Annotated in this window: 25 protein-coding genes and 1 pseudogene; 14 read left to right on the top strand and 12 right to left on the bottom strand. The window is 70.7% G+C overall.

Features of this window, described 5'->3' with window-relative positions; genetic code table 11:
- Nucleotides 1-60 precede the first annotated feature (60 nt).
- Nucleotides 61-1623: an APC family permease gene (locus tag OG787_RS39600; protein ID WP_369034736.1), complete on the bottom strand. Its 1563-nt coding sequence runs from the start codon at nucleotides 1621-1623 to the stop codon at nucleotides 61-63.
- A gap of 46 nt (nucleotides 1624-1669) precedes the next feature.
- Nucleotides 1670-2620 carry a hypothetical protein gene (locus OG787_RS39595; RefSeq protein WP_405538483.1) on the bottom strand — a complete coding sequence of 317 codons (951 nt, stop codon included), beginning with the start codon at nucleotides 2618-2620 and terminating at the stop codon, nucleotides 1670-1672.
- Nucleotides 2621-2995: 375 nt separating this feature from the next.
- Here OG787_RS39595 and OG787_RS39590 point away from each other — a divergent pair, with 375 nt between their 5' ends.
- From OG787_RS39590 to OG787_RS39575, 4 genes are read left to right on the top strand one after another with little or no spacing between them, the layout of a single operon-like run.
- Entirely contained in the window at nucleotides 2996-3934 is a 939-nt protein-coding gene (locus tag OG787_RS39590; protein ID WP_369034738.1) for a DMT family transporter, read from the top strand.
- Nucleotides 3873-4448, top strand: a complete 576-nt coding sequence (locus OG787_RS39585; RefSeq protein WP_405538482.1) for an NUDIX hydrolase — start codon at nucleotides 3873-3875, stop codon at nucleotides 4446-4448. The genes OG787_RS39590 and OG787_RS39585 overlap by 62 nt, the downstream gene beginning before the upstream one ends.
- Nucleotides 4449-4458: 10 nt before the next feature.
- Nucleotides 4459-4851 carry a YidH family protein gene (locus OG787_RS39580; protein ID WP_369034740.1) on the top strand — a complete coding sequence of 131 codons (393 nt, stop codon included), beginning with the start codon at nucleotides 4459-4461 and terminating at the stop codon, nucleotides 4849-4851.
- Nucleotides 4848-5180 carry a DUF202 domain-containing protein gene (locus tag OG787_RS39575; RefSeq protein WP_369034741.1) on the top strand — a complete coding sequence of 111 codons (333 nt, stop codon included), beginning with the start codon at nucleotides 4848-4850 and terminating at the stop codon, nucleotides 5178-5180. Before OG787_RS39580 ends, OG787_RS39575 begins: the two co-directional genes overlap by 4 nt.
- A gap of 78 nt (nucleotides 5181-5258) precedes the next feature.
- Here OG787_RS39575 and OG787_RS39570 read toward each other — a convergent pair whose 3' ends face one another.
- On the bottom strand, nucleotides 5259-6200 hold the full coding sequence (locus tag OG787_RS39570) for an NADP-dependent oxidoreductase (RefSeq protein WP_369034742.1): 942 nt from the start codon (nucleotides 6198-6200) through the stop codon (nucleotides 5259-5261).
- A gap of 87 nt (nucleotides 6201-6287) precedes the next feature.
- Between OG787_RS39570 and OG787_RS39565 the strand changes: the two genes are divergently transcribed.
- The 3 genes from OG787_RS39565 to OG787_RS39555 all read left to right on the top strand — a co-directional run bounded on the left by OG787_RS39565 (nucleotide 6288) and on the right by OG787_RS39555 (nucleotide 9009).
- The gene (locus OG787_RS39565) at nucleotides 6288-6590 is read left to right on the top strand and encodes a hypothetical protein (RefSeq protein ID WP_369034743.1); all 303 of its coding nucleotides are present in this window, start codon (nucleotides 6288-6290) and stop codon (nucleotides 6588-6590) included.
- 163 nt (nucleotides 6591-6753) lie between these two features.
- A complete protein-coding gene (locus tag OG787_RS39560) occupies nucleotides 6754-7788 on the top strand; it encodes a phosphotransferase family protein (RefSeq protein ID WP_369034744.1) in 1035 nt (344 codons plus the stop codon).
- A gap of 6 nt (nucleotides 7789-7794) precedes the next feature.
- A complete protein-coding gene (locus OG787_RS39555; protein WP_405538481.1) occupies nucleotides 7795-9009 on the top strand; it encodes an acyl-CoA dehydrogenase family protein in 1215 nt (404 codons plus the stop codon).
- Nucleotides 9010-9081: 72 nt separating this feature from the next.
- Here OG787_RS39555 and OG787_RS39550 read toward each other — a convergent pair whose 3' ends face one another.
- Complete coding sequence (locus OG787_RS39550; protein ID WP_405538480.1) at nucleotides 9082-9645, bottom strand: hypothetical protein; 564 nt, start codon at nucleotides 9643-9645, stop codon at nucleotides 9082-9084.
- Nucleotides 9646-9827: 182 nt separating this feature from the next.
- Here OG787_RS39550 and OG787_RS39545 point away from each other — a divergent pair, with 182 nt between their 5' ends.
- Nucleotides 9828-11825 (top strand): histidine kinase, encoded by a 1998-nt coding sequence (locus OG787_RS39545; RefSeq protein ID WP_405538479.1) that lies wholly within the window; start codon nucleotides 9828-9830, stop codon nucleotides 11823-11825.
- The gene (locus tag OG787_RS39540; RefSeq protein ID WP_405538478.1) at nucleotides 11822-12535 is read left to right on the top strand and encodes a response regulator; all 714 of its coding nucleotides are present in this window, start codon (nucleotides 11822-11824) and stop codon (nucleotides 12533-12535) included. Before OG787_RS39545 ends, OG787_RS39540 begins: the two co-directional genes overlap by 4 nt.
- Here OG787_RS39540 and OG787_RS39535 read toward each other — a convergent pair.
- The 3 genes from OG787_RS39535 to OG787_RS39525 are packed head-to-tail and all read right to left on the bottom strand — an operon-like array spanning nucleotide 12532 to nucleotide 15586.
- Entirely contained in the window at nucleotides 12532-13125 is a 594-nt protein-coding gene (locus OG787_RS39535) for a TetR/AcrR family transcriptional regulator (protein WP_369034749.1), read from the bottom strand. The two genes, OG787_RS39540 and OG787_RS39535, sit on opposite strands and share 4 nt — an antisense overlap.
- A 26-nt stretch (nucleotides 13126-13151) precedes the next feature.
- On the bottom strand, nucleotides 13152-14825 hold the full coding sequence (locus tag OG787_RS39530; RefSeq protein WP_405538477.1) for a class I adenylate-forming enzyme family protein: 1674 nt from the start codon (nucleotides 14823-14825) through the stop codon (nucleotides 13152-13154).
- Nucleotides 14822-15586, bottom strand: coding sequence for an SDR family oxidoreductase (locus OG787_RS39525; protein ID WP_369034761.1), 765 nt, complete (start codon nucleotides 15584-15586; stop codon nucleotides 14822-14824). Before OG787_RS39525 ends, OG787_RS39530 begins: the two co-directional genes overlap by 4 nt.
- 196 nt (nucleotides 15587-15782) lie before the next feature.
- Between OG787_RS39525 and OG787_RS39520 the strand changes: the two genes are divergently transcribed.
- Together OG787_RS39520 and OG787_RS39515 are read left to right on the top strand one after the other, a co-directional pair.
- Nucleotides 15783-17021 carry an exo-beta-N-acetylmuramidase NamZ domain-containing protein gene (locus OG787_RS39520; RefSeq protein WP_405538475.1) on the top strand — a complete coding sequence of 413 codons (1239 nt, stop codon included), beginning with the start codon at nucleotides 15783-15785 and terminating at the stop codon, nucleotides 17019-17021.
- Nucleotides 17022-17102: 81 nt separating this feature from the next.
- Nucleotides 17103-18473 (top strand): serine-threonine protein kinase, encoded by a 1371-nt coding sequence (locus tag OG787_RS39515; RefSeq protein ID WP_405538474.1) that lies wholly within the window; start codon nucleotides 17103-17105, stop codon nucleotides 18471-18473.
- A 31-nt stretch (nucleotides 18474-18504) separates the two neighbouring features.
- Here the strand turns inward: OG787_RS39515 and OG787_RS39510 are convergent, their stop codons facing one another.
- Nucleotides 18505-21345, bottom strand: coding sequence for a penicillin acylase family protein (locus tag OG787_RS39510; protein WP_405538472.1), 2841 nt, complete (start codon nucleotides 21343-21345; stop codon nucleotides 18505-18507).
- 416 nt (nucleotides 21346-21761) lie between these two features.
- Here OG787_RS39510 and OG787_RS39505 point away from each other — a divergent pair, with 416 nt between their 5' ends.
- On the top strand, nucleotides 21762-22367 hold the full coding sequence (locus OG787_RS39505) for a hypothetical protein (RefSeq protein ID WP_369034754.1): 606 nt from the start codon (nucleotides 21762-21764) through the stop codon (nucleotides 22365-22367).
- Nucleotides 22368-22491: 124 nt separating this feature from the next.
- Here OG787_RS39505 and soxR read toward each other — a convergent pair whose 3' ends face one another.
- Nucleotides 22492-22998 carry a redox-sensitive transcriptional activator SoxR gene (soxR, locus tag OG787_RS39500; protein WP_369034755.1) on the bottom strand — a complete coding sequence of 169 codons (507 nt, stop codon included), beginning with the start codon at nucleotides 22996-22998 and terminating at the stop codon, nucleotides 22492-22494.
- 103 nt (nucleotides 22999-23101) lie between these two features.
- Between soxR and OG787_RS39495 the strand changes: the two genes are divergently transcribed.
- Nucleotides 23102-23563: a MaoC family dehydratase gene (locus tag OG787_RS39495; protein WP_405538470.1), complete on the top strand. Its 462-nt coding sequence runs from the start codon at nucleotides 23102-23104 to the stop codon at nucleotides 23561-23563.
- On the opposite strand, the gene OG787_RS39490 is transcribed toward OG787_RS39495, so the two are convergent.
- The 3 genes and pseudogenes from OG787_RS39490 to OG787_RS39480 form a co-directional block, all read right to left on the bottom strand.
- A complete protein-coding gene (locus OG787_RS39490; RefSeq protein ID WP_405538469.1) occupies nucleotides 23560-24213 on the bottom strand; it encodes a TetR/AcrR family transcriptional regulator in 654 nt (217 codons plus the stop codon). The two genes, OG787_RS39495 and OG787_RS39490, sit on opposite strands and share 4 nt — an antisense overlap.
- Before the next feature lie 78 nt (nucleotides 24214-24291).
- Nucleotides 24292-24507, bottom strand: a pseudogene (locus OG787_RS39485) (YiaA/YiaB family inner membrane protein); the annotation flags it as partial.
- 94 nt (nucleotides 24508-24601) lie between these two features.
- Nucleotides 24602-25753 (bottom strand): acyl-CoA dehydrogenase family protein, encoded by a 1152-nt coding sequence (locus OG787_RS39480; RefSeq protein WP_369034762.1) that lies wholly within the window; start codon nucleotides 25751-25753, stop codon nucleotides 24602-24604.
- A gap of 77 nt (nucleotides 25754-25830) precedes the next feature.
- Between OG787_RS39480 and OG787_RS39475 the strand changes: the two genes are divergently transcribed.
- Entirely contained in the window at nucleotides 25831-26472 is a 642-nt protein-coding gene (locus tag OG787_RS39475) for a TetR/AcrR family transcriptional regulator (RefSeq protein WP_369034758.1), read from the top strand.
- Nucleotides 26473-26682: the final 210 nt, after the last annotated feature.

Genomic DNA, 26682 nt, shown 5'->3' with positions numbered 1-26682 from the left:
CCCTCTTCTCAGGCGGCGGCCCCGGAAAAGGGGCTCAGGAAGGGGCCCTGGAAAAGGTACTCAGGAGGCCGCCTCCGCGGACTCGGCCGCCTTCTCCAGCTGGAACGCCTCGTTGCCGAGCCCGATCCGTGCGTGCGCCTCGGGGTTGCGGGCCTTCAGGACCAGTCCCTGGACCAGGCCGGCCACCAGCGCGAGCAGGACGATGCCGGGCAGGACCCAGCTCAGGGCGGAGTCCGGACCCGAGCCCACGAGCACGTCGAAGTCCTTGACCGTGTACCCGGCGATGACGATCAGGGCGATCCCGGCGAGCGCGGAGGTGACCATGCGCCAGGCCTGGGCGCCGGCGGCACCGCGGCGGGCGAAGAAGACGATGACCGAGAAGGAGGCGGCGGCCATCAGCACGATCACCCCGAGGGCGCCGATGTTCCCGCCCCAGGTGAACAGGTGCAGGATGGGCTCGGTGGGGTCGCCCGTCGGCTTGTCGTCGGCGATCGCGAAGGCGATGACGATGACGACCGCGACGACCGTCTGGAGCAGCGAGCCGGTGCCGGGGGCGCCGCTGGAGCTCCTCGTACGGCCGAAGGCCGCGGGGAGCAGGCCCTCGCGGCCCATGGCGAAGGAGTAGCGGGCGACGACGTTGTGGAAGCTGAGCATGGCCGCGAACATGCCGGTCACGAACAGCACGTGCAGGATGTCGGTGAAGGTGTCGCCGAGGCGGGACTCGGTGAGGACGAAGAGCAGGCCGGCGCTCTCTTTCTGCGACTCGCCGACGATCGCCGAGGGCCCGGTGGCGACGGTGAGCGCCCAGCTGCTGAGCGCGAAGAAGACGGCGACCCCGGCGACCGCGCCGAACATCACGCGGGGCACCAGGACGTCCGGGCGGTTGGTCTCCTCGGCGTACACGGGGGCCTGCTCGAAGCCGACGAAGGCGCCGAAGCAGAAGCAGAGCGCGGTGCCGATGCCCGCGCCGGTGAGGGTGTCGGGGTTGAAGGCGTGCAGGGACAGGCCCTCCTTCGCGGGGTCGGCGACGGCGGCGATGTCGAAGATGACGACGAGGGCCACCTCGATCACCAGCAGGACGCCGAGCAACCGCGCGTTGACGTCGACCTTCAGCCAGCCCAGCGCGCCCACCGCCAGCGCGGCCACGAGGGCCGGTATCCACCAGGCGATCTCCAGGTCGGCGTAGGTGGCGAAGAGGCCGGAGACCTCGAAGCCGAAGAGGCCGTAGATGGCGATCTGGAAGCCGTTGTAGGCGACGAGGGCGACCAGGGCCGCTCCGGCACCGGCCGTACCGCCGAGGCCGCGGGAGATGTAGGCGTAGAAGGCGCCCGCGTTGTGGACGTGCCGGCTCATCTCGGCGTAGCCGAAGCTGAAGAGGATCAGGACCGCGCCGAGGAGGACGTAGAGAATCGGCTGTCCGACGATGCCGACCACCGCGAATGTAGTGGGCATGACACCCGCGACGACCAGGAGGGGGGCGGTCGAGGCGAGGACGGAGAGCAGCAGGCCCCCGGTGCCGAGGCGGTCGGCGCGCAGGGCCCGTTCCTGCCCCTTGAACGTACTGATCCTGCCGCTGCTGCTGTCGGCGGTGGGTCTGCTCGTGCTCGAACTGCCCGTCGTCATCGCGGGGTTGTCCTTTCGGGCGTACGGAAATTTCAGTTGTGCTGCGTTACGCCGTGCCGAGCGCGCTGTCGCGGGCGGCACGGAAGGCGGTGTGCGGGTCGCGGTCCGGGTAGGACCAGGGGATCGGGGTCTGGTGTGTGCCGATCCGGTGGAACAGGGCGGCGGCCTCGGCCGTCCGGCCCTCGCAGGACTTGGCGTGGGCAAGGAAGTTGAGGTCGATCAGACGGCGCGGATGGTCGTCGCGCTCCCACTCCAGCCACCAGTCGAAGGCGGCCTTCATGACCTGGCGGGCCCGGCGGCCGACCCAGTGCCCGGAGGAGGCGGGGTCGGCGGACTCCAGGCCGGCGCCGGCGAGAACGCGGTAGCGCTCGGCGTGCGCGACGACCGGGAGCATCGCCAACGGCGAGTCGGCGGGCGCCTGTTCGACGGCCCAGCCGGCGAAGTCGTACACCTCGTGCAGCGGGTCCTGCCCGGCGGCCGTACGGCGTTCGGCGAGGCGCGCGACCATCAGATGGTGGGCGTGGTGGTGGTCCGGGTAGCGGTGCCGGACCTCGTCGAAGAGCTGCACGACGGTCTCCTCGGCGCCCACGTTCCGCTCCAGCTGGAGCAGCCCGAGCCAGGGGGTGGGGTCGGCGGGAGCGAGCACGGCGGCGGCGTGGCAGGCGTCGCGGGCCTTGACGGGCTTGTCCTTGCCCGCGAGGGCGCGCTGGACGGTGGCCGCGGCGAGCAGGACGGCGGCGTCGGCGGAGTCCGGTTCGGCCAGCAGCCAGTCGCGGGCCCAGGCGGCGGTGCCGGACTCCAGGGCGAGGACGGTGACCCGGTGCCCCCGGCGGTCCCAGTCGTCGCCGGTGTCGGCGAGCAGCGCACGGACGGCCTGCCAGCGCCCCTGGGCCAGCGCCGAGCGCGCGACGACGAGCTCGGCGTCGTCGAGCGCCGCGTCGAAGGCCTGGGCGGCACGCCTACGGCCCCGGCCCAGAGGTGGTGGAGGTGGAGACACCGCGGGGAACTTCCTCACACGACGCGGTCTGCTGATGGCCATCGACCGATTGCCACCGCCGATTGCCATCGATTGATCACGGACAGCAAACCCTCCACGAATGCTTCACGTCAAGGCCGAATTCGTCCACTACACGTGTCAACTACCCACATGTATAGGACAGTTGACCTGACGGTCGACAAGCCCTGGTACACACCACCGCGCCACAGCACCGCAAAGATGACGTTAAGTCGCGACAAGACCACCGTCCGGGGCGAGGACGTGACTCTCGCTACGCCACGATTCCGTCACATCCCCGGGGCAGGACCGCGCGAGGGCGGCTACAGTCGGCCTTTACCACACCCCGCCGTCCGCCCCGTCATCGAGGTACCCCGCGTGTCCGTCCTGGTTCTGATTCTCGCCGTGAGCGCCGCGTGCTGCCTGGGCCTCGGATTCGTGCTCCAGCAGAACGTGGCCCGGCAGGCACCCCTGAGCGACTTCCTCTCCCCGCGGCTGCTCCTGGACCTGATGCGGGTGCCTCGCTGGCTCGGCGGCATCGGCCTGATGGTGGCGGGCATGGTGCTGGGCGCGATCGCGCTGAGCCAGGGCGAGGTGTCCCTGGTGGAGCCGCTGCTCGCGACGAACCTGCTCTTCGCGCTCGCCCTCTCCCGCAAGCAGACGAAGCAGCCGCTGGGCCGCCAGGGCTGGGCGGGCCTGCTGCTCCTCGCGGGCGGTGTGACGGCGTTCATCGTGGCGGGCGAACCGCGCGGCGGCACCGCCATCACCGACCCGTTCCGGCACTGGTTGATCATCGGCGCGATGCTGGGCGCCGCCCTGCTCCTCACGACGTACGCGAAACGCTCCCGCCTCAGCGCGGGCCCGGTCCTGCTGGCCCTGGCCGCGGGCCTGCTGTACGGCGTCCAGGACGCCCTGACCCGGGTCAGCGGCCAGCGCTTCTCGGAGGGCGGCCTGACCCACCTCCTCACCGGCTGGCAGCCGTACGGCGTACTGCTGCTCGGCCTCACCGGCCTGATCCTGGTCCAGAGCGCCTTCGAGACCGCACCCCTGCGCATGTCCCTGCCCGCCCTCACGGCGGCCCAGCCCCTGGCCGGCATCATCTGCGGCGTCGGCTTCCTCGGCGACCAGCTGCGCACCGACCCCGGAGCACTGGCGTGGGAGGCGGCGGGCCTCGCGGCGGTGGTCGTGGGCATCGTCCTCCTCGGCCTCCACCCGGCCATGCCGAGCGGCTGCGCGCAGGAGGCGATGGGCTTGGATGGCAGACATGAGCACTCCCCCCGAGAAGAGCCCTCGCTCAGCCGAGAGCAATCCCGCTGACGAGATCCTCGACATCGTCGACGAGAACGACGAGGTCGTCGGCCAGTACCCACGAGGCGAGGCATACGCGCGCGGTCTGCGTCACCGCTGCGTGTTCATCCAGGCCAGGGACGCCCAGGGCCGGATCTTCGTCCACCGCCGCACCCCCACCAAGCTGGTCTTCCCCTCCCTGTACGACATGTTCGTCGGCGGGGTCGTGGGCGCGGGCGAGTCGTACGACGGCGCGGCCCTGAGGGAGGCCGAGGAGGAACTCGGCGTCACGGGCCTGCCCCGCCCCGAGCCCCTGTTCAAGTTCCTGTACGACAACGGCGCCGGTCAGAGCTGGTGGTCGGCCGTCTACGAGGTCCGCTGCGACCTGCCCGTCCACCCCCAGGCGGAGGAGGTCGCCTGGCACGCGTTCCTGCCGGAGGACGAGGTGGAGCGGCGACTGGGCGAGGGGCAGTGGGAGTGGGTGCCGGACGGTCTGGCGGCGTACGAGCGCCTCAAGGCGTTCCGGTCACCGGGCACCCCGTAAGGTCGTGCACGTGATCGATTTCGCACGGAACGTCCGCCTGTGGTTCGCCCCCCAGGAGATCGCCGAGGAGGGCCGCACCCCCGACTACCGCTTCTCCCTGGCCAACGAACGCACCTTCCTGGCCTGGCTGCGCACCGCGCTCGCCCTGATCGGCGGCGGCTTCGCCGTGGACCAGTTCCTGCCCGACCTGCGCTGGGGCTGGCGCGTGGGACTGGCACTCGCCCTGCTGGCGGCGGGCGTGCTGTGCTCGCTCCGGGCCGTCAACCACTGGGTGCGCTGCGAGCGGGCGATGCGCCGCGGCGACGACCTCCCGGTCTCCCGCTTCCCGGCACTGCTGAGCCTCGCGGTAGCCGTGGTCGCGCTCGCGATGGTGGTCGTGGTGCTGGTCAGGGGCGACGGGTGAGCGAGGCAGGGGCGAGCGCGGTACGGGATCCCGGGCTTCAGCCGGAGCGAACCCGCCTGGCCTGGCGCCGTACGACCCTGTCGAGCACCGTCGCGGCCGTACTGGCCGGAAAGACGGCACTGCACGGCGGCCCGTCGGCGGCCGGAATCGCCGTGTGCACGGTGTGCGGCGCACTGTGGCTGGCCTTCCTGGCAATCGCCCACCGCCGCATCCAGTCACTCTCGACGACGGACGAGGACGGTCCTCAGGCACTGTCCGCCCGGCACGCGACGGCCGCGACGCTGTGCGCGATCGCCTTGGCGGTATGCGGAGCAGCCCTGCTCCTATAACTGAGGGTCACTACCGTGCGCCCCCTAGGGGCGCGGGGAACTGCGCGACCAGCCCCCACCGGGCCCGCGCCCAGAGAACTACCCCCAGTCCACGGTCACCACAATCTTGCCCCGAGTCCTCCCCTCCGCGTTCAACCGATGCGCCTCCGCCGCCCGCTCCAGCGGAAACGTGTCGGACACATGCAGCGAGAACACACGGTGTTCAGCCAGTTCGGACAAGTGCTGAAGGTCCACCGCATCGGGACGTACGAAGTAATACGTGCCGCCGAGCCCGACGACCTCCGGGTCCGCGATCGACACCAGCCGCCCCCCGGGCACCAACAACGACACCGAGTCCCGCAACGTGTCCCCGCCGACCGTGTCGAACACCGCGTCGACACCCCCCGGCGCCAGCTTCCGCACCCGCTCGGCCATGCCCTCGCCGTACGTCACCGGATCGCCGCCCAGTTCCCGCACGAAGTCGTGGTTGTGGACGCTCGCCGTGCCGATGACATGGGCCGCGCCCAGGTGGCGGCGGGCCAGCTGGACGGCGACGGAGCCCACCCCGCCCGCCGCCGCGTGCACGAGGACGGTCTCGCCGGTGCGGACGCGGAGCACCTTGGAGAGCACCTGGTAGGCGGTGAGCCCGACCAGCGGCAGCCCGGCCGCCTCCTCGAAGGAGAGGTTGCGGGGCTTGCGGGCGAGGGTGCGCACCGGGGCGGCCACGTACTCGGCGAAGGTGCCTCGCGAGAGGAAGTCCTCGCGTACGTAGCCGATGACCTCGTCACCGACGGCGTACTCGGAGACTGCGGCACCCGGACGGACCACGACGCCGGAGACGTCCCACCCCGGGACGACCGGGAAGACGGCGTCCAGGAGGCCGTCGAGGTAGCCCTCGCGGCACTTCCAGTCCACGGGGTTGACCGACGCCGCCCGCACCTTGATCAGCACGGAGTCGGGCCCGACCTTGGGGTCCGGGGCGTCCTCCGTGTACTCCAGGACGTCGGCACCGCCGTACCGGCTGTAGGTAATGGCTTTCATATGTCTGACCCTCCGCTTTCCTAATGTTCGACATTCCGGCGTGCGCGGACACGACGCAAGTCGAATGGCCGGATATATATGGATTCCATGAGCACCCCCACCCTTCACCAGGAACACCCGACCCACGAGCACCGCCACGGCCCCGACTGCGGCCACACCGAGGTGCCGCACGGCGACCACGTCGACTACGCGCACGACGGCCACCTGCACCGGGCGCACAGCGGCCACTGGGACGAGTGCGAGCCCGGCGGGCATGTGGAGCACGACGCCCACCACCATGTGCACGGGGACGGCTGCGGGCACCCCACCGTCCAGCACGGCGACCACATCGACTACCTGCACGACGGCCACCGGCACGCGGCGCACCAGGACCACTGGGACGATCACTGACGGTTTTCCGGCCACCCTCGGCTCGACCCCGCCCTACCCGGCCGGCGTCTCCTTCCCCACACTGGAAGCGAGACGCCGGTCACTTTTCGTCCACCCACTGGACGACATACCGACCGGTCGGCATCATGATTCAGGTCCCGTTCCCGTACGCGTAGGAGCAATGATGCCCTCGGACGACCTGCCAGGTCTCGATCTCGGCCGGCTGCGCGGCCTGCTCGACAGCGAGCGCCCCGGACTCGTGCACGGCCCCCTGACCGGCCGGCTGATCGAGGGCGGCCGGTCGAACCTCACCTACGCGGTCACCGACGGCACCTCCCGATGGGTCGTACGCCGGCCCCCGCTGGGCCATGTCCTGGCCACCGCGCACGACATGCGGCGCGAGCACCGGGTGATCAGCGCCCTGCATCCGACCGCCGTGCCGGTGCCGCGTCCGGTGCTGCTGTGCGAGGACCCCGAGAACGGGGCGGCGCCCGGAGCGCCGTTCTACGTCATGGAGTTCGTGCCGGGCACGCCGTACCGTACGGCCGAGCAGCTCGCCCCGATCGGCCCCGGGCGGACCCGGGACGTGGTGCTGTCGCTGGTGGACACCCTCGTCGAACTGCACGCGGTGGACCCCGCCGAGGTGGGCCTCGCCGACTTCGGCCGCCCCGAGGGCTTCCTCGACCGCCAACTGCGGCGCTGGGGCAAGCAGTTGGACGCCTCCCGCAACCGCGAGCTGGCCGGCATCGACGAGTTGCAGGCGGCCCTCGGCCGCGCGCTGCCCCGCTCCCCCGCCCCGGCGATCGTGCACGGCGACTACCGCCTGGACAACGTCCTCATCGGCGGCGAGGACGACCGGATCACGGCGATCCTGGACTGGGAGATGTCGACGCTCGGCGACCCGCTCACCGACCTGGGCCTGCTGGTGATGTACAGCATCCCGCTGGGCTCGCCCGACTCCCCCGTCTCCACGACCGCCGAGGCCGCCGGACACCCGTCCCCGGCCGAGCTGATCGAACGGTACGCGGCGCGCTCGGGCCGGGACGTCTCGCAGGTGTCCTGGTACACGGCGTTCGCCTGGTTCAAGCTCGCCGTGATCCTGGAGGGCATCCACTACCGCTACACCCTGGGCCAGACGGTCGGCGCGGGCTTCGACCGCATCGGCGACCTCGTCCCCGTCTTCATCTCGCACGGCCTGACCACCCTTCAGGAAGGCTGATCCGCCATGGACTTCGCGTTCGACGCACGCACCGAGGAACTGCGTGCCAAGCTGCTCGCCTTCATGGACGAGTACGTCTACCCGGCCGAGGCCGTCGCGGAGGAGCAGCGCGCGCGGCTGGCCTCCCCGTGGGACACCCCGGCCGTGGTCGAGGAGTTGAAGGCCGAGGCACGCAGGCAGGGCCTGTGGAACCTCTTCCTGCCCGACTCCGCGTACGGCGCCGGGCTGACCAACCTCCAGTACGCGCCGCTCGCCGAGATCACCGGCCGCTCCCCGCAGTTGGCGCCCACCGCGCTGAACTGCGCGGCGCCGGACACCGGCAACATGGAGGTGCTCACCCAGTTCGGGGACGAGCAGCAGAAGAAGCAGTGGCTGGAGCCGCTCCTCGCCGGTGAGATCCGCTCGGCGTTCGCGATGACCGAGCCGGAGGTGGCCTCCTCGGACGCCACGAACGTCACCACGCTCATCGAGAAGGACGGCGACGAGTATGTCGTCACCGGCCGCAAGTGGTACATCTCCGGGGCGATGAACCCGGACTGCAAGATCTTCATCGTGATGGGCAAGACGGACCCGGACGGCGCGGACATCCGCCGCCAGCAGTCGATGATCCTGGTCCCCCGTGACACCCCGGGTGTCACGGTCAGGCGCGCGATGCGGGTCTTCGGCTACGAGGACCACTACCACGGCGGCCACGCCGAGGTGATCTTCGACTACGCGCGCGTGCCGGCGGCGAACCTGATCGGCGAGGAGGGCGGCGGCTTCGCCATCGCCCAGGCCCGGCTCGGCCCCGGCCGGATCCACCACTGCATGCGGCTGATCGGCATGGCGGAGCGGGCGATCGAGCTGATGTGCCGCCGGGCGGTGTCCCGTACGGCGTTCGGCAAGGCGCTGGCCCAGCAGGGCGTGGTGCACAACTGGATCGCCGACGCGCGCGTGACCGTCGAGCAGCTGCGGCTGCTGGTCCTGAAGACGGCCTGGATGATGGACACCGTCGGCAACAGGGGCGCCCACACCGAGATCCAGTCCATCAAGATCGCCACACCGCGTGCGGTCGTCGACATCATCGACCGGGCGATCCAGCTGCACGGCGCGGGCGGCGTCAGCCAGGACTTCCCGCTGGCCGAGCTGTACGCCGGCGCCCGGACGCTGATGATCGCGGACGGACCCGACGAGGTGCACCAGCGGTCGCTGGCGCGGCGGGAGTTGAAGAAGTACCTGTAGCCCGGGGCATGTCGGAGGGCCGGTGCGGGCGTCCCCCACGCCCGCACCGGCCCTCGTCCCCCGTGGCGGTGGTCATCCGTGGCTGGGTGCGGTGAGCGTCCAGCCCTGGCGGCAGGTCAGTCCGAAGGTGCCGTCGTCGCAGCCCTCGACCTTGAACTTGTAGGCACCGGTGGTCTCCCGCAGCACACGGATCTGCCCCGAGGTGCCCCCGCTGGTCCGGCGCTGTTCGCCGTTGGCGTCGGCAGGGCTGGTCCAGCGGTAGAGGAAGACGTCGTAGTGGTACGGCGAGGTGGTGCCCCAGTTGAAGTACGCGTACTCACGCCGCTCCCACGCGGAGACCACCATGTCCGGCCCCTGGGCGGGTGAGTGGGTCATGCTGCCGTACTGGAAGAACTGCCGCTCGCCCTTCTTCACGCCGCCGACGTAGATGTCGTAGAGGTCGCCGACCGGGCAGCCGAGCGCGCTGTTCTGGCCGCCCAGCGCGGTCCAGCGCGCCTGGATGTGCGACTCGTCCACCGGGCCGCACGCGGCTGCCCCGGACTCTCCGGCCGCCGTGGCGGGCGCGGCCGCGGTGCCGCCGAGTGCGAGCAGTGCGCCCAGTACGGCGCCGGTCACGCGCCGGTTCAGTGCAGACATGGTTCTTCTCCCCCGTCGGTGCTCGGTCCGGCGGCGCTTCCGCCGTTCCGCTGCCACGAGCATCGCCGGTGCGGGGGCCGGGAGTTGAGGGGTGCCGGCCGGGCGGCGCCCGGAAGTTCTCCCGGGTGGACCGGGAACGGTTCCCATGACACCCGGGTGCGCGAACCGGGACGATGGCCGCCATGGAGGACAGCAAAGGGCGAACCCGGCGGCAGGCGCTGACGGCGTACGCCCTGCTGGCGCTGGCGGTGGGTCAAGTCGCCGTGGGCTGCGTGGCGTTGTGGGTGTCCCAGGTACCCGCGGGCGAACTGGTCCGCTACGACATGGTCATCGACCTGGTCGTCGGGGTGGCCTACCCCGCGTGCGGCACGGTCATCGCACTGCACCGGCCGCGCAATCCGCTGGGCTGGCTGCTGACCCTGTACGGACTGGGCCACGCGTTCACGGGGCTGTCGATCGGGCTCGGCGTCGCGGGGACACGGGCGGGCTGGTCGCCCGAGGTGCTGCACGCGCTCACCACGATCGGGCGCCACACCTGGGTCGTCGGCAGTGAGACGGCACTGGCGTTCGCGTTCTTCCTGTTCCCCGACGGGCGGCTGCCCAGCCACCGTTGGCGCTGGGTGCTGATCGCGCAGATCGTGTGCCTGCCCGTCTCCCTCACCGTGCTGGGGCGCAGCGACTGGGGGCTGTTCCACGGCACCGCGGCCCAGCCGTCGTACATCCCGGTGCCGGACGGGTGGCTCCCGGCCCTCCAGAACGCCGAGACCGCCAAGGCCTGCCTCGTGCTGGCCGCCCTGTTCACCCTGCTGTCGCTGCGCTACCGGCGCGGCGGGGAGCAGGACCGGCGGCGGCTGCTGTGGCTGATCACCGGGACGGTCCCGCTGGCGCTGAGCGTGGTGCTCCAGATCTTCGGCCTGCCGGCGCTCTACACCTCGTACCTCACCCTGTTCGTCCCGGTCGCGATCGCGATCGCCGTGCTCCGGCACGAGCTGCTCGACATCCGGGTCGTGATCTCCCGCAGCCTGCTGTACGGGGTGCTGACGCTCGGGGTGATCGCCGCGTACGCCGGTCTCGTCACCTTCGTGCAGTCGCTGCTCGCGCCGCTGCCCGAACTGGTCGCCCCCGCCCTGGTCACGGTCGGTCTCGCCGTCGGCTTCGAACCGACCCGGCGGCTGCTCCAGCGCATGGTCGACCGGGCGCTGTACGGCGACCGGCACGACCCCGTGCGGGCGGTCTCCCGTATCGGCGAGCGGCTGGCCGGGACCGGGATGGCGGCGGTGCCGGAGGCGGTGGGCGAGGCGCTGCGGCTGCCGTACGTCCAGGTCGTCCCGAAGTCGGGGGAGGCGGGCGCGGACTGGGGCGCCCCGGACCGGCACACGCACACCGTGCCCCTCGACTACGACGGGCGGTGCGTGGGCGAGCTGGTGGTCGGGCTGCGCCCCGGCGAGCAGCAGCCGGCGCCCGCGGATCTGGCGGTGCTGGAGCTGCTCGCCGTACCGCTGGCGGCAGCGTTGCACGCGACCGATCTGTCACGGCAGTTGCAGCAGTCGCGGGAGCGGATCGTCGCCGCGCGCGAGGAGGAGCGGCGGCGGATCCGCCGGGACCTGCACGACGGGCTCGGTCCGACGCTCGCCGGGGTCGCCTTCCAGGCCGACGCGGTGGGCAATCTGTGGGACTTCGACCCGGAGCGGGCGGCCGGGCTGCTCGCCGGGCTGCGCACGGAGATCGGCGGGGCGGTCGTGGAGGTACGGCGGCTGGTGGACGGGCTGCGTCCGCCGGACCTGGACCAGCTGGGGCTCCTCGGCGCGCTGCGGGAGCGTTCGGCGCGGCTGTCGTGGCGGGCCGACGGCAGCCGGGTGAGTGTTCGCGTGCAGGCCCCGGAGCGGCTGCCCCCGCTGCCGGCCGCCGTCGAGGTCGCGGCGTACCGGATCGCCACCGAGGCGCTCACCAACGCGGCCCGGCACGCGCGGGCCTCGAACGTGGACCTGCGCATCGAGATCGGCGACGGGCTGCGCCTGGAGGTGTGCGACGACGGCTCGCCGGTCGGGGAGGAGACGGCCTGGCAGCCCGGGGTGGGCATCACCTCCATGCAGGAGCGGGCGGCCGAGCTGGGGGGCAACTGCGTGGCGGGGCACGGGCGGGTGGTGGCGCTGCTGCCGCTGGGAGGGACGACGTCATGACGAACGCACCGGGCCCGCGGGACCCGCACGAGGCGGGTGACGGGCTGCGGGTCGTCCTCGCCGACGACCACCCCGTCGTACGCACCGGGCTCTCGGCGCTGCTGGAGTCCGTCCGGGAGGGCAGCCCCGCCGTGCGGGTCGTCGGGGTCGCGGCGAGCGGGCGGGAGGCGGTGCGTGCCGCGGTGACGCTGCGGCCGCACGTCGTGGTGATGGACATCCGCATGCCGGATCTCAACGGCATCGACGCGACCCGGGAGATCGGCCGGGCGGCGCCTTCCGTGGCCGTGCTGATGCTCACCATGGTCGAGGACGACGACTCGGTGTTCGCGGCGATGCGGGCCGGTGCCCGGGGCTATGTGCTCAAGGGCGCCGGGCAGGACGAGATCGTCCGGGCCATCCGCGCGGTGGCCGCCGGGGAGGCGATCTTCGGTCCCGGGGTGGCCCGGAGGGTCCTCGGGCAGCTCGGCAGGCCGCTGCCGCAGCCCGATCCGTGCCCGACGCTCACCCCGCGCGAGCGCGACGTGCTGACACTGATCGCCGACGGACAGCCCAACGGGGTGGTGGCCACCCGGCTCGGACTCTCCCCCAAGACGGTCAGCAACCACATGTCGGCGGTCCTGGCGAAGCTGGGCGTCACCGACCGCGCCCAGGCGGCGGCCTGGGCACGGGAGGCAGGGCTGGGCCCCGCTCAGGACACCCGGGAGGCCTAGGGCCGCAGGGCTCTCAGGAGGAGGTCGGCCAGGTGGTCGGCGACCTCCTGCGGGCTCATCGGGCCGTCGGGGCGGTACCAGGTGGACAGGTGGTGGACCGAGCCGAAGTGGTAGTCCACGACCAGGTCCGCCGGGGTGGCCGTCGAGAAGACGCCGGTCTCCTGGCCCTCCTCGACGAGCGCGCGGAACTGCTCGTGGTAGCGGCGGCGCTCGGCGCGCACCTGCTTGTTCTTCTCCGGGCTCAGGTGGTGCATGGAACGGAAGAAGATCATCGCGTCGTCGAGGTTCTCGATCGTGGTGACGACGACGTCCGCGGCGGCGCCGCGCAGCCGCTTCTCGATCGGCTCGTCGGAGGTCGAGAAGGCGTCCAGCCGCTCCTGCTGCACCCGCAGCACGCGCGCGTACACCTCGTGCAGGAGGTCGTCCTTGGACCCGAAGTAGTGGTACAGCGCCCCTTTGGTGACGCCGGCCGCCTCGACGATCTCCTGCACGGAGGTGCGGTCGTAGCCCTGCTCGGCGAAGAGCCGAGTAGCGGCGGCCAGCAGCCGCTGCGGGACGGGCGTACCGTCTCCGTCGGTCGTCCTGGGCACTGTGCCGCCTCCTGCTTTTCCGTTCGTCACTGCTCGTTCTGCCTACGGGAACGCAGTTCCCGACGGAGGATCTTTCCAGTCGCCGTCTTCGGCAGGTCGGGCAGGATCTCCACCTGCCGCGGGTATTTGTAGGCGGCCAGTCTCTCCTTGCAGTACGCGGCCAGCGCGTCGGGGTCCCCCTCGCTGCCCGGACGGAGGCTGATGTATGCCTTCACGGTCTCCCCGCGGTACCCGTCGGGCACCCCGACGACCGCCGCCTCCCGTACCGCCGGATGGGTGTACAGGACGTCCTCGACCTCACGCGGCCACACCTTGAAGCCGGACGCGTTGATCATGTCCTTCTTCCGGTCGACGACGTACAGCCACCCCTGCTCGTCCATGAACCCGATGTCACCGGTCCGCAGCTCCCCCTCCGGGAAGGTCTCCGCGGTGGCCTCAGGGAGCCGCCAGTAGCCGGGAACGACCTGCGGCCCGCGTACGAGGATCTCGCCCTGCTCCCCGAAGGGAACCTCGGCGCCCTGGTCGTCGACGATGCGTACGACGGTGTCGGGGCCCGGCACGCCCACGGCGAGGGTGCCGGAGACCGGGTCGACGGGGGCCTCGTGGGCGGGCGGTACGGAGGCGCAGGGCGCGGTGCACTCGGTGAGGCCGTAGCCGTTGCGGATGTACGGGCCGAAGCCGGCCCGGAACTTCTCCACGAGGGCGGGTGGCAGCGGGGCGCCGCCGGAGGAGATGTTCCGGAAGGAGGCGAAGTGGTCCGGGGTGACGTCAGGGTGCGCGGCCAGGGCCATGAAGGCCGTGGACGGGCCGACCGTGTAGTGGGGGCGGTGCTCGGCGAACGCGTCCAGGACGACCCCGGGCTCGAAGCGGTAGGCGAGCACGAGCGTGCCCGCGCTGTTCAGACTCGCGCCGAGCTGACAGACCATGCCGGTGATGTGGAACAGGGGCGCCATCGCGAAGTAGACGGGCGCCTCGGGCAGCGCGAGACCCGTCCGCTGCCGTTCCGCGTTGTACATGATGTTGCCGTGCGTGTTGGTGGCCCCCTTGGGGGTGCCGCTCGTGCCGGAGGTGTAGCTGATCAGCGCGATGTCGGCGGGGAGCGGGTCACGCCCGTCCGGCGCCTGGTGCCCGTACCGCGCGACGGCCGTCAGGTCCTCGGCGTCCGGGGCCTGCGGCAGCCGCTCGAACGCGAGCACGCGCGCGTCCCCACGGCTCTGGAAGTCCAGCTCGCACCCCGTGAGCACGATCCGCACCGAGGAGTCCGCGGCCGTCTCCCTCAGATACGACTCCCAGGCCCGGTCGGAGCAGATCAGCGCGGCCACCTCACCGTCCCGCAGGACGTGCGTCACCTCCCCCGACTTGTACATCGGGTTGACGGGAACGACGGTCGCGCCCGCCTTCCAGGCCCCCAGCACCGCGAGCACGAACAGCGGCGAGTTCTGGAGCAGAACGGCGACCCGGTCCCCGCGCTCCAGCCCCCTTGTGACGAGATACCCGGCGACGGAGTCGCTCAGCTCGTCGACCTCACGGTGGCTGAGCCGCCCGTCGAAGTAGGCGAGGAGCGTACGGTCCGGGACCTCGGCTGCGGTCCGGCGGAGCGCGTGCACGAGCGAGTCGTCGGGACTGACGGGCCCACGCTGGACGTCGTCGAGGAGCCCCAGCCAGGGCTGCGCACCGTAACGGGAGTCGGAGTCGGTCACCGGGTGGCCTCCCACTTCTGCTGGATGTGGTTCATGTTCGTCAGCCAGCGGTCGGGATCGGCGGCCCGCGCCTGGTAGTACTCGGCGACCTCGGGGTGCGGCAGGATCAGGAACCGGTCCTCGTCGATCCCCTTGAACAGCGCGTCCGCGACCGTCTCGGGCTCGATCGCGGTCGGCGCGAGCACCAGATCGCCCGCGCTGCCGGTCCCGGCCAGCATGTCCGTACGGACGCCCTGCGGGCAGATGGCGTGCACTTTGAGCCCACGGTGGCGGTACGTCAGGGACAGCCACTCGGCGAAGGCGTACGCACCGTGCTTGGTCACGCTGTAGGGCGCCGCGCCGATCATGGTGAGCAGCCCGGCGGCGGACACGGTGGAGACGAACCGCCCGCTCCCTCGCTCCAGCCACTCCGGCAGCAGTTCGTGGGCGGCCCTTACATGCGCCATCACATTCACGTCCCAGGCAAGCGCCCAGACCTTCTCGTCGGCCGCCTCGGACCCACCCGAGGCGAGCCCGGCGTTGGCACAGTAGACGTCCACGGTCCCGCCGAGAGCGGCACGGGCTTCGGCGACAATCCCGGAGGCGTCCCCGGGAACGGCGATCCCACCTATCTCGTCGGCGACGGCCCCCGCCTTGTCGGCGTCCAGGTCATTGACGACAACCCGGGCCCCTTCAGCAGCGAACCGCCGGGCCAGAGCGGCCCCGATCCCGCCTCCAGCTCCGGTGACAACCACCCCGGCACCCTGAACGACACCCACAATCGGTCTCCTTCGACACGACACGGCTCCAAGCACGCCCAGACTAACCGGTCGGTATGTAGCAAGGAAGGGTGACGGGAGATACCTAGGGGCGCGGGGAACTGCGCGACAAGCCCCCACCGGCCGGCGGCTTCCGAACAACCCTCACCACCCCCTACGGTGCCCATGCCAGCCGTACCCGCTCACGGAGGGAACCCCCATGCCCCTGTCCAGACGCGGCCTACTCACCACAGCCACCGCAGCCTCCCTACCGGCATGCAGCGCCGCCGCACCCCCCAAACACCGCCCCCAAAAACTCCGCACCGGCTTCGAAAACCTGGCCGCAACCGACTACGCCCCCCTCAAAGGCAAAAAAGTCGGCATCGTCACCAACCCCACCGGCGTAACCAAAGACGTACACCACATCGTCGACGTCATGCACACGGACGACGCAGTCAACCTGACCGCCGTCTTCGGCCCGGAGCACGGCTTCCGCGGCACCGCCCAGGCAGGCGGCTCCGAGGGCCGCTACGACGACCCCGCGACCGGGCTCCCCGTCTACGACACGTACCTCAAGAGCGGCCGACCGCTCGCCGACATCTTCACCGCCTCCGGCGTGGACACCGTCGTCTTCGACATCCAGGACGTGGGCGCCCGCTTCTACACGTACATCTGGACGCTGTACGACTGCATGGAGGCGGCCCAACTCGCCGGCAAGCCCTTCCTCGTGCTGGACCGGCCGAACCCGGTGACCGGGCGGTCCGCCCAGGGGCCCGTGCTGCACAAGGAGTTCGCGACGTTCGTCGGACGGCAGCCGATCGCACAGGCGCACGGAATGACGGTGGCGGAGCTGGCACGGCTGTTCAACAAGGAGTTCCTGACGGCCCCGGTGGAGCTGGACACCGTACTGATGTCGGGGTGGAAGCGGTCGGAGTTCTACGACGCGTCCGGGCTGCCCTGGGTGCCGCCGAGCCCGAACATGCCGACGCCCGACACCGCCCTCGTCTACTCCGGGACGTGTCTCTTGGAGGGGACGAACCTGTCGGAGGGGCGCGGCACGACCCGCCCGTTCGAACTGCTCGGCGCCGAGGGCATCGACCGGCGGTGGGCCCTCGCGGCGGAGCGACTGGGCCTGCCCGGGGTGCACTTCAGGGAGGCGTACTTCGCACCGACCTTCTCCAAGTTCCAGGGGAAGACCATCGGGGGCGTACAGATCCATGTGCACGACCGGGCGGCGTACGACCCGGTGCGCACCGGAGTCGCGTTGCTGGTGACCGCCAAGAAGGTCTGGAGCGGCTTCGCTTGGCGCTCCGACAACTGGATCGACAAGCTCACCGGATCCACTCTGGTGCGCACGATGATCGACGCGGGCGCCGATACCGACGAGGTCGTGGCGGGCTGGCAGGAGGAGTTGGCGGCCTTCCGGAACGTGCGTAGGAAATACCTTGCTTATAAGTGAGCCGTGACGTATGGCCAACACCCCCTGTTAGCGGGACGATACGCCCCACATCACGACACACCACGGGGGACGGGAACTGTCATGGCGGATCCGGAAATGAGTGTTTCTCCCTACTGGGAGCTGACCTTCGACGCGGACGGCGACACCGACGGGCGCAAACGGGACCGGCTGATCGCGGAGGTGAACCCGCTTCAGGTGCGTGACCTCGTCGTCTTCGCGCACGGCTGGAACAACGACCGGTCCATGGCGACCGAGCTGTACAGCAGGTTCTTCGCGCCGATCCCCTCGCTCGCGCCCTCGACGGCCAGGATCGGCTACGTGGGTGTGGTCTGGCCGTCGATGCGCTTCACTGACGAGCCGATCCCCGACTTCCCGCAGTCCATGACCGCCACCGCCACCGCCACGGCTGCCGCAACGGCGGCGACCGGCCGGCCCGGTCTCGACAAGGACACCCGGCACGCCCTGCTCGAGACCTTCCCGGGGCGGGCCACGGTCGTCGAGCAGATCGCCCGTCTGCTGGACCAACAGCCGGACGACGAGCGGGCCTTGGAGGAGTTCGGCGGGCTGGTGCGGCTGCTCGTCGAGGTGCCGCCGGACGCGCCGCAGGCGGGGTTCGCGGCGGATCTCCTCGGGGACGGCGAGCCGGAGGGCGTCCCCGAGATGTTCGCGGGCAGCACGGCGGCGGTCTGCGAGGAGTTCGCCCGGACTCTCGCGGGTCACGAATCCCCGGGCGCTGTCGCCGAGTTCGCGCTGCCCAACCCGTGGAAGGGCGCACAGGAGCTGTTGCGGCAGGCCACGTACTACGCGATGAAACGGCGGGCCGGAACCGTCGGTGAGCGGGGTCTCGGGCCGGTGCTCGGGCGGCTCGCCGAGGCGGCGCCCGGGGTGCGGGTGCATCTCGTCGGGCACAGTTTCGGCGCCCGGCTGGTGTCGTTCGCGCTGCGCGGGCTGCCCGAGGAGGTCGGCACGGTGAAGTCGGTGACGCTCCTCCAAGGGGCCTTCTCCCACTACGCGTTCGCGGAGAAGCTGCCCCACGACACGGGCGCCGGGGGCGCGTTGCGGGGCAGGCAGAGCCGTATCGACGGCCCCTTGGTGTGCTGCTACTCCCAGCACGACGGAGCACTCAGTACGTTCTATCCGCTGGCCTCGCGCATGGCGGGCGAGAGCCAGGGGTTGCTCGGCGCCGACCGGTCGTTCGCGGGGTTCAGTGTCGCGAAGACGCTGGGTCCCAAGTGGGGCGCGATGGGCCACGACGGCGTCCAGGCGGTGCCGGGCACGGTCAAGTTGACGCTCGCCGAGGCGCTCCAGCCCGCGAAGCTGCCGGTGAGCGGGTGCGTGAGCGTCGACGCGGCGGCGGTGGTCAGGAACGGTGGGGGTCCGGTGGGAGCCCACAGCGACATCTGCCACGCGGAGTTGGCGCGGGTGGTGCTGGCGGCGGGCCGTATCAAGTGAATGCGACCCGCCGCCTGCACCGGAGCAGCTGTTACCGGTGTGAGGTGAACTCGACGACCTGCTGATAGGTCGGCCGGTTCTGCCAGCTGATGTTGTAGTGCTTGATGCCTCCCAGGGTGCGCTGGACGATCGAGTCGGCGCACCACTGGTTGCCCGCCGCGCAGAGGTCGTCGCCGGGGTAGACCTGGGCGGCCGTCTTGCCCGCCGCGGTCTTCAGGGTGCTGATCAGGATGTCCCGGCAGCCGGTGAGCGTGCCGCCGCCGCAGTACTTCTGCGCGAGGCCGCCCTGTACCGAGTCACCGAGAACCGCCCGGATGTCCTTGTCGACATAGCTCCACCAGCCGTACTGGAAGGAGCTTCCGGCGTGTGCGCCGGTCGGGCCGTGTGCGGCCGAAGGGGCCTCGTCGACGGGGAGGTTGGTGGTGATGGCGGTGTAGAGGTCGGTGCCGAGGCCCGGTTCGAACTCGGCCTGCACCAGCAGCGGCCACCAGGCGTCCAGGATGCGGATCGCGTCCGCGTTGGCGTACGCCTTCGAACCGGCGGACGTCTCCGTGCGCTTGGCGCCCGCCGTCACCCACGCGGACAGCTTGCTGACGGCCGCCGCTGCCGTGGAGTCGGTGACGGTCGAGCTGTTGATGACGCGCAGCAGCTTCGGCAGCACGTCCTCGGCCCGGAGATCGGCGAGCGCGGCGTCGGCCATCGCCTTCACCAACTGGGCCCGGGTCACGCCGCCCGCCGTGACGAGTTTCTTGACCCGGTCCTCCAGGAGGTTGCCGCGGTGGACGGAGCCGTTGCCCCAGGGGGCGGTCGTGTAGTCCTTGGCCTGTTTGTTGTTCCAGGAGATGTAGTAGTCCTGGTCGACCGAGTTGGGGTGCGCGGAGGCCGGTGTGTAGGTGGCGGTGTTCGTGGTCGGGTTCCAGCCCTGCCACTCGTACGCCGACTGCGCCCAGACCGGGAACTCGGCGTCGACTCCGCTCGCGCGCACCGGGTTGTCGCCGCTGTTGTAGTACGCGGTGTGCGTGGAGTCGGCGTAGAACCAGTTGAAGGTGAAGTTGATGTGCTGCACCGCCGACTGGAAGGTCGCCGGGCCCTTCACGTAGTCGGGGTCGTTGAGCATCTGGAAGCCGATGATCGAGTCGGCCTCGTGCATGTAGGAGGAGCGCAGGGTGGTGTAGGCGACCTTCTTCCCGCCGACCGTCGCCCGATGGCTCACCGGACCGTATTTCGTCCGGTAGACCTGCATGCGGTAGGAGCCGGCGGCCGTGTCGTCGGCCGTGGTCGGCTTCCAGGCGTTGGTCTGCTCGATCTTCTCCATCGCCGTGCAGGTGCCGTGGTAGAGGTAGTGGACGTCGTCCTGGCACAGCTCGACCGCGTACGAGTCGATGATGTCCTGCCCGGAGGTCGTCGCGCTCCACGCGTAGTCCTGGCCGCGGCCGAGTTCGACGTACATGCTCAGCCCCGCGAAGGAGGCGCCGCGCGCGCTGAGGCCCGGGCCCTGGATCTCCTGGAGCATGAGCAACTGGGGTGCGAAGTAGCCGGTCTGCGGGCCGAAGACGGCGATGGGGTGGCCGCTGGCGGTCTTCGCCCCGCTCACCACCAGGGCGTTGGACATCCCGCGCTTGGCGGAGGTGAGGGCGGTGGCGGTCGCCGTGGTGGAGGCGGTCGTCGCGGTCGCGGTGGCGGCGCTGCCCGTACGGTCGTACACCAGCGGTTCCGTGACGACCGTGCCGGCGTCGGGCAGGGCCTCGCCCTGCGGGTCGGCGGGTGCGGTGGCGTACGGGAAGCTCTCGCCGTTGTGGACGGTGAGGACGGCCTCGGGGTCGTTGCGTTCGCGGAACGACTCCCAGACCTTGGTGCCCTCGACGACGCCGTACTTGTTCTGGGCCGCCATGAGCGAGATCGCGTTGTTGACCTCACCGCCGCCGCCGGAGCCGAAGAGCGCGCCGATCACGGAGGCCAGCGCGACCAGGTCGGTGGTCTTGAAGTGCTGGATGGTGCCCGCGTTGGTGACGGAGTCCTTCCAGCCGGTCAGGACGTACTCGCCGGGGAAGTAACGGCCGCTGTCGGAAGCGTCGATGTACGCGTTGATGCCGGCGACGTAGGCGTTGACGTCGGCGAGGGCCTGCTGGCCGCGGGCGCCGTTGGTGGCGACCGCGTTGTCTATCTGGGCCTGGAGATCGGCCTCGGTGTACGGGGCGTGGCGCCAGAACTCCTGTTCAAGGCCCTGGTTGGAGGGGTCGCCGCCCGCGAAGGGCGTGAGCTGGCCGCGTCCGACGTGCCGGAAGACGTCCATCAGCCAGAGGCGGTCCTGGGCCGCGGCGTACCCGGCGCCGAACTCGGTGCCGTAACGGGTGGTGCCTGTGATGTGCGGCACACCCGTCTTCTTGTCGCGGACGATCGTCACGTCGGTGCGGCCGGCCGGGGCCAGGGTCGAGGCGACCTGGTCGGCGGCGACCCCGAACGAGGCGTCGTTGAAGAAGTTGTTGATGGTGGCGTTGGTGAGTCCCGAGTAGCCCGTGGCCAGGTTGGCATAGGGCCCGAGCTGGTCTTCCGCGTGTTCGGGCTGGGTGCCGAAGGCCTGGTTGAGCAGGATCTGGGCGAGGGTCGCGTTGCCGTTCTGGCCGGGCGGGAGGATGTCGGAACACTGGGCTCCGCAGTAGTCGTTCGCGGCGGCCGCGTGGGCCTCTGTCGCCGGGGAGACCGGGGAAAGCGGCGACAAAAGACCGGCAATGAGCGTGCATACAGCTGCGGTCTTCAGGAACCCGAAGACGCTGCGGGGAGTTCTCAGTCTGTCGAGGGACCTCGATGACCTGAGGGATCTGAGGGTCCCGGTGGTCCTGTCGACGGTGGTGCCTGGGGTGCGCCGTGACATGGCAGCTCCTCCGGACGGGGGGTGGCCGACTCCGGACGGGGTGGGCCGGACGTTACCGCCGGTATCCCCGGGTTCGAAGATGAACATGCGTCACTTTTGAACAACGTGGTACAGCAAATGCGTTGGGAGGAGTGCGGGGGCACTTCGGGGGCGCTGGGCGCGACTTGGGCCCGGCGCAATGTTCAACAGGTGTTCCACAGGCGGCCGACAGCTGCGGGAGGTAACCGTGAGGGGTGGTCCGGCGGACGGTTCAGGGCCGTTGACGTCGGTCCCATGGGGGCCGACGAACGGCTTATGGCCGTCATCGGAAAACGGATGGAGCCGAATCGCTTGTCGATACGTCTATTCGGCGACGTCCGTTCGACGACGCCGAAGTGACCGAAGTACAGGTGCAGGTGTGACGGAGGTGCAAGGCGATGGCCGGTTTCCGGAGTCTGGCGAGACAGGTGCGGGATCCGCGGAGCGATCTGGCACTGCGGCGTTACTCGCTCCGCAAGTGCCTTGAGAGGTTCGCCCCTTACGGGCACAGGGCGACCTGGGACCATCTGTGCTCCCGGGCCGGGTTCGGTCCCGAGGACCGGTCCCCCGATCCAGCGCGGCTCGTGGCCGCACTGGACGAGCTGGAGGAAGCGCGCTCGGTCTGGCTGGCCTACGAGGTGGAGTTCGCGAAGCGCCGCAAGAAGGAGAAGTTCGACGGGCTGCGCCGGCCCGGAAGCGTGGACGACTGGCATCGGCTGACCTGGGGTGGGTTCGGGGTGGCCTGGTGCGACGACCCGGGGGTACATCCCCATGAACCGCTGGCCGAGGTGCTGCGACGGCTGATCGCCGCCCTGGAGCGCGAACCGGGCTCGGTGTGCCCGGTGTGCGTCGGGGAGCGCCTCACCTGGAAGTACGACCTGGCCCATGAGCCGTCGTCGGGTCCCGTCTGCACGGAGTGCGGCATCGTGGTGCCGCGGCCCGTACTGACCCCCGAGGCCCTGGCGGAGTCCAGGCGCGGACGACTGCTGCTCGCGTCGGCCTGAGCACGAGCACGACGGGGGTGCGCCGGGGATGCCGCACCCCCCAACTGGCGGATTGTCGGCCGCGGGCCCGGTGGGGGCCTGTCGCGCAGTTCCCCGCGCCCCTTTGGGGCGCGTCACCCAGGCGTCAGTCCGACGTGCAAGGCCGAGACGGAGTACGAGCAACCGGCTTGGCGCCGCCCCTCTCCACCATCAGCCGCGACCCCGCCCGGCTCTCGCCGAACACGTCGTCCGGGTTGGACAGCACGCACCCCTCCAGGGACAGACAGCCGCAGCCGATGCAGTCGGTGAGGTGATCCCGCAACCGATTCAACTGCTTGATGCGCTCGTCCAGTTCGGAACGCCAGTTCTCGGAGAGCCGGGCCCAGTCGTCCCGCGTGGGCGTGCGTTCCTCGGGGAGTTCGGCGAGCGCCTCGCGGATCGTGGCGAGCGGGATACCGACCCGCTGCGCTGCCCTGACGAAGGCGACCCGACGCAGCGCGTCACGGCTGTAGCGGCGCTGGTTGCCCGAGGTACGACGGCTGCTGATGAGGCCCTTGGACTCGTAGAAGTGCAGGGCGGAGACGGCGGCGCCGCTGCGGGCGGCGAGCTGGCCGACCGTGAGTTCATGGATCTTCTCGGGAATCTGGGGCACTCCCCGAACCCTACCCAAGACGGCTTGCCGCGGTCCGTTGACAGGGAAACCGCGGCCGACCATGCTAAGCAGTTGCTTAGACAAGTGGCGAGGAGGCCGGGACATGGCAGAGCCGAGGATCTTCACGGGCGCGGACGACCTGAAGGCGGCGGTCGGTGAGCAGTTGGGGTACACCGACTGGCTGGAGGTCGACCAGAAGCGCATCGACCTGTTCGCGGACGCCACCGGCGACCACCAGTGGATCCACGTCGACCCGGAGAAGGCGGCCACGGGCCCCTTCGGGACGACCATCGCGCACGGCTATCTGACCCTCTCCCTGCTGCCGCTCTTCGGGCCGCAGCTGATCAAGGTCGAGAACGTGAAGATGGGCGTCAACTACGGGACGAACAAGGTGCGTTTCCCCGCGCCCGTCCCGGTCGGCTCCCGACTGCGCGCCACCGCCACGCTCAACGGCGTCGAGGACGTCCCCGGGGGCGTCCAGGTCACCGTCGGCTTCAGCGTGGAGCGCGAGGGCGGCGACAAGCCGGTGTGCGTGGCGGAGTCCGTGTCGCGCTACTACCTCTAGGCGCCGCCGCCAGAACCTGCCGGCACCTGCTCGGCCCCCACCATCCGCAGCACGAGGTCGGCGTAGAGCGCGCCGACCTCGTCGGGCGTACGCGAACCGTTGACGTTGAACCAGCGGGCCACGTCGACGCACAGCGACAGCACGGCGAGCGTCGTGCCCGGTACGTCGGGGACGTCGAACTCGCCCGCCTCCACACCGTCCTCGATGATCCCGCGTACCTCGGCGTCGCACTGGCGGCGCAGCGCGAGGATCTCGGCGCGGGCCTCGGGGCCGAGCGAGTCCAGTTCGTACTGCACGACCCGTGCGGTGGTGCGCCCTCCGGCGTGCCAGCGGACGAAGGAGCCGACGGCCTCGGCCAGCCGCTCGGTCGAGGTGCCCTCGGTCCGGGCCGCCGTACGCAGGATGTCGACGGCCTTCTCGTGGCCGATCCTGCTGATCCGGTGGAGCAGCTCTTCCTTGGTCTTGTAGTGGATGTAGAGCGCGGCCGGGCTCATGCCCGCGCGGCCCGCGATGTCACGGGTCGTCGTCGCGTGGTAGCCGCGCTCGGCGAAGGCCTCCACGGCGGCGATGAGCAGCCGCCTGGCCGCGTCGGGGGTCACCTCGCCCCACGGCGCCGCCTCGCCGCCGGCAATCTCCTCCGCCGTACTCATCGCCCGTTCGCCCCTTCCACCGACAGTGACCCCCCACTGTACCGCCGTGGGTGAGCGGGCGCTTAGCGTGCCCGCTCAGCGACCTGACTCCTGACGGTCGCGGATGACCTTGGCCAGGGTGAAGGAGGAGGTCACCAGATAGAGGACGGCGATGGCGAGGAAGCCGCGCACCCAGGCGTCGGCGTTCAGCCGGAAGATGCCGATGGCCGTCGCACCCATGGCGACGGCGAAGGACGCGACGGCCTGGCCGTAGAAGGCGGCCGTGTTCTGCTGCTTGACGGGTCTCTCGTTCATGTTCACGTTCATGTCCATGGGGACAAGGGTCGGCGGACGTGGCCCATGCCACATCCGCCGAGATACTCAGACGGATACTCATGCGAGGCAGGGCTCAGAAGGCCGATACGCCCGTCAGCGCGCGCCCGATCAGCAGTTTCTGGATCTGGCTCGTGCCCTCGTAGAGGGTCATCACGCGGGCGTCGCGCAGGAGTTTGCCCGCCGGGTACTCGTCGATGTAGCCGTAGCCGCCGAAGACCTGGAGGGCGTTGTTGGCGGCGCGTACGGCGGCCTCGGAGGCGAAGAGCTTGGCCTTGGAGGACTCGGTGGCGAAGGGCAGGCCCCGGTCGACGAGATCGGCGACCCGCCAGGTCAGCAGCCGTGCCGCGTCGACATCGACGGCGATGTCGCTGATCAGCTCCTGCACCAGTTGGTGCCGGGCGATCGGCCCGCCGAACTGCTCGCGCTCGCCCGCGTACCGCACGGCCGCGTCCAGGGCGGCCTGGGCTATCCCGACGCACCCGGCGGCGACCGACATCCGCCCCTTCGCGAGCGCCGACATGGCCACGGAGAAGCCCTTGCCCTCGGGGCCCAGCATCGCCGAGGCGGGCACACGCACGTCCTCGAAGACCAGTTCGGCGGTGGCCTGACCGCGCAGCCCGAGCTTGCCGTGGAGGGGACGGCGGGTCAGTCCGGGGGTGTCGGTCGGCACGAGGAAGGCGGAGACGCCCTTGTGCCCGGGGGCGTCGGTGGACCGGGCGAAGAGAAGAACAACATCGGCCCAAGTCCCGTTCGTGATGAACATCTTGGTGCCGCTGACGACGTACTCGTCGCCTTCCCGCACGGCCCGCGTGGTGAGGTTGCCCGCGTCGGACCCGGTGCCCGGCTCGGTCAGCCCGAAGCAGCCGACGTACGCGCCGGAGGTGAGCCCGGGCAGCCAGCGGCGCTTCTGCTCCTCGCTCCCCCAGCCCGCGATCGTCTTGGCGACCAGCCCCAGGGACACGGAGACGATCCCGCGCACGGACGAGTCGCCACGGCCGAGCTCCTCGGTCACCAGGCAGTACGTGAGGTGATCACCGCCGGAGCCGCCGTACGCCTCGTCGACGGTCAGCCCCAGGAAGCCGACCTCGCCGAGCTTCTTCACGATCGACCGGTCGACGGCCTCGGCGCGGTCCCACTCGACGACATTGGGGGCGATCTCGCGCTCGACGAAGTCCCGGGCGAGCCGTTGGACGGCCTCCTGCTCGTCACTGAGCCCCAGATTCACCAAGACCCCACCACCCTCCACCGGACCCATTAAATTAGCACTGCTAGTTTCCGTGACCCAGCCCTACTATGTGCGCCATGGCCCGACCACGCAAGCCCCTCCTCAGCACCGGCCTGATCGTCGAGACGGCACGGGCGCTGGTGGACGCGGAGGGGCTGGCGGCCGTCTCCACGCGTCGGCTCGCCGCCGAACTGGGGGTCAGCGGGCCGTCCCTCTACAACCACTTCCGGACGAAGGACCAGATCCTGGAGGCGGTCGCGGACTCGGTGAGCGTGCTGGTCGACCTGTCGATGTTCGAGGACGGCCGCGACTGGCGTACCGCGCTGCACGACTGGGCCGTCTCCTACCGGGCCGCCCTGCGCGACCACCCGAACATCGTCCCGGTCATGGCCCGTGGCCCCGGCCGCCGCCCGGCGGGCCTGCGCCTCGCCGACGCGGTCTACGGCGGGATGGTCGGCGCCGGCTGGCCACCCGCCCAGGCGACGTCGATCGGCGCGCTGATGCGGTACTTCATCATGGGCTCCGCGCTCGGCTCCTTCGCCGGGGGCTTCGTGAACGACGAGAGCGCGTACGACCCGGCCGACTATCCCCACCTCGGCCAGGCACACCTCCTCGCCGAACAACAGGAGAAGATCGACGAGCGCGCCTTCGAAACCGGCCTGACGGCCCTGCTGGACGGGTTGGCACAGCAGTACGAGCGACTGAAGCGAACCTCCTGAGCAAGTCGGGGGCTCGACAAGCGCCCTGAAGGGGCGCGGGGAACTGCGCGACCAGCCACGACGACGCCGCAGACAACCGATAACACCGACCCGTCCCGACACGAGCGGCAGAAGCAAACTCCCTGAGCAAGTCAGACCTAAGGGGCGCGGGGAACTGCGCGACCAGCCACGACGGCACCGCGGACAACCGACGACACCGACCCATCCCGG

The sequence above is a fragment of the Streptomyces sp. NBC_00075 genome, from assembly GCF_045041225.1.
GTDB classification, from domain to species: domain Bacteria; phylum Actinomycetota; class Actinomycetes; order Streptomycetales; family Streptomycetaceae; genus Streptomyces; species Streptomyces adonidis.
This window is presented reverse-complemented; position numbering and strand designations above follow the sequence as displayed.

Excerpts from the sequence above, each read along its gene's own strand:
- OG787_RS39550 (WP_405538480.1), bottom strand. The coding sequence starts at position 9,645 with ATGTCTGCACTGAACCGGCGCGTGACCGGCGCCGTACTGGGCGCACTG.
- OG787_RS39560 (WP_369034744.1), top strand. The coding sequence starts at position 6,754 with ATGCCCTCGGACGACCTGCCAGGTCTCGATCTCGGCCGGCTGCGCGGC.
- OG787_RS39565 (WP_369034743.1), top strand. The coding sequence starts at position 6,288 with ATGAGCACCCCCACCCTTCACCAGGAACACCCGACCCACGAGCACCGC.
- OG787_RS39540 (WP_405538478.1), top strand. The coding sequence starts at position 11,822 with ATGACGAACGCACCGGGCCCGCGGGACCCGCACGAGGCGGGTGACGGG.
- OG787_RS39490 (WP_405538469.1), bottom strand. The coding sequence starts at position 24,213 with ATGAGTACGGCGGAGGAGATTGCCGGCGGCGAGGCGGCGCCGTGGGGC.
- OG787_RS39475 (WP_369034758.1), top strand. The coding sequence starts at position 25,831 with ATGGCCCGACCACGCAAGCCCCTCCTCAGCACCGGCCTGATCGTCGAG.
- OG787_RS39495 (WP_405538470.1), top strand. The coding sequence starts at position 23,102 with ATGGCAGAGCCGAGGATCTTCACGGGCGCGGACGACCTGAAGGCGGCG.
- OG787_RS39515 (WP_405538474.1), top strand. The coding sequence starts at position 17,103 with ATGGCGGATCCGGAAATGAGTGTTTCTCCCTACTGGGAGCTGACCTTC.
- OG787_RS39520 (WP_405538475.1), top strand. The coding sequence starts at position 15,783 with ATGCCCCTGTCCAGACGCGGCCTACTCACCACAGCCACCGCAGCCTCC.
- OG787_RS39585 (WP_405538482.1), top strand. The coding sequence starts at position 3,873 with ATGGCAGACATGAGCACTCCCCCCGAGAAGAGCCCTCGCTCAGCCGAG.
- OG787_RS39600 (WP_369034736.1), bottom strand. The coding sequence starts at position 1,623 with ATGACGACGGGCAGTTCGAGCACGAGCAGACCCACCGCCGACAGCAGC.
- OG787_RS39510 (WP_405538472.1), bottom strand. The coding sequence starts at position 21,345 with ATGTCACGGCGCACCCCAGGCACCACCGTCGACAGGACCACCGGGACC.
- OG787_RS39570 (WP_369034742.1), bottom strand. The coding sequence starts at position 6,200 with ATGAAAGCCATTACCTACAGCCGGTACGGCGGTGCCGACGTCCTGGAG.
- OG787_RS39555 (WP_405538481.1), top strand. The coding sequence starts at position 7,795 with ATGGACTTCGCGTTCGACGCACGCACCGAGGAACTGCGTGCCAAGCTG.
- OG787_RS39545 (WP_405538479.1), top strand. The coding sequence starts at position 9,828 with ATGGAGGACAGCAAAGGGCGAACCCGGCGGCAGGCGCTGACGGCGTAC.
- OG787_RS39505 (WP_369034754.1), top strand. The coding sequence starts at position 21,762 with ATGGCCGGTTTCCGGAGTCTGGCGAGACAGGTGCGGGATCCGCGGAGC.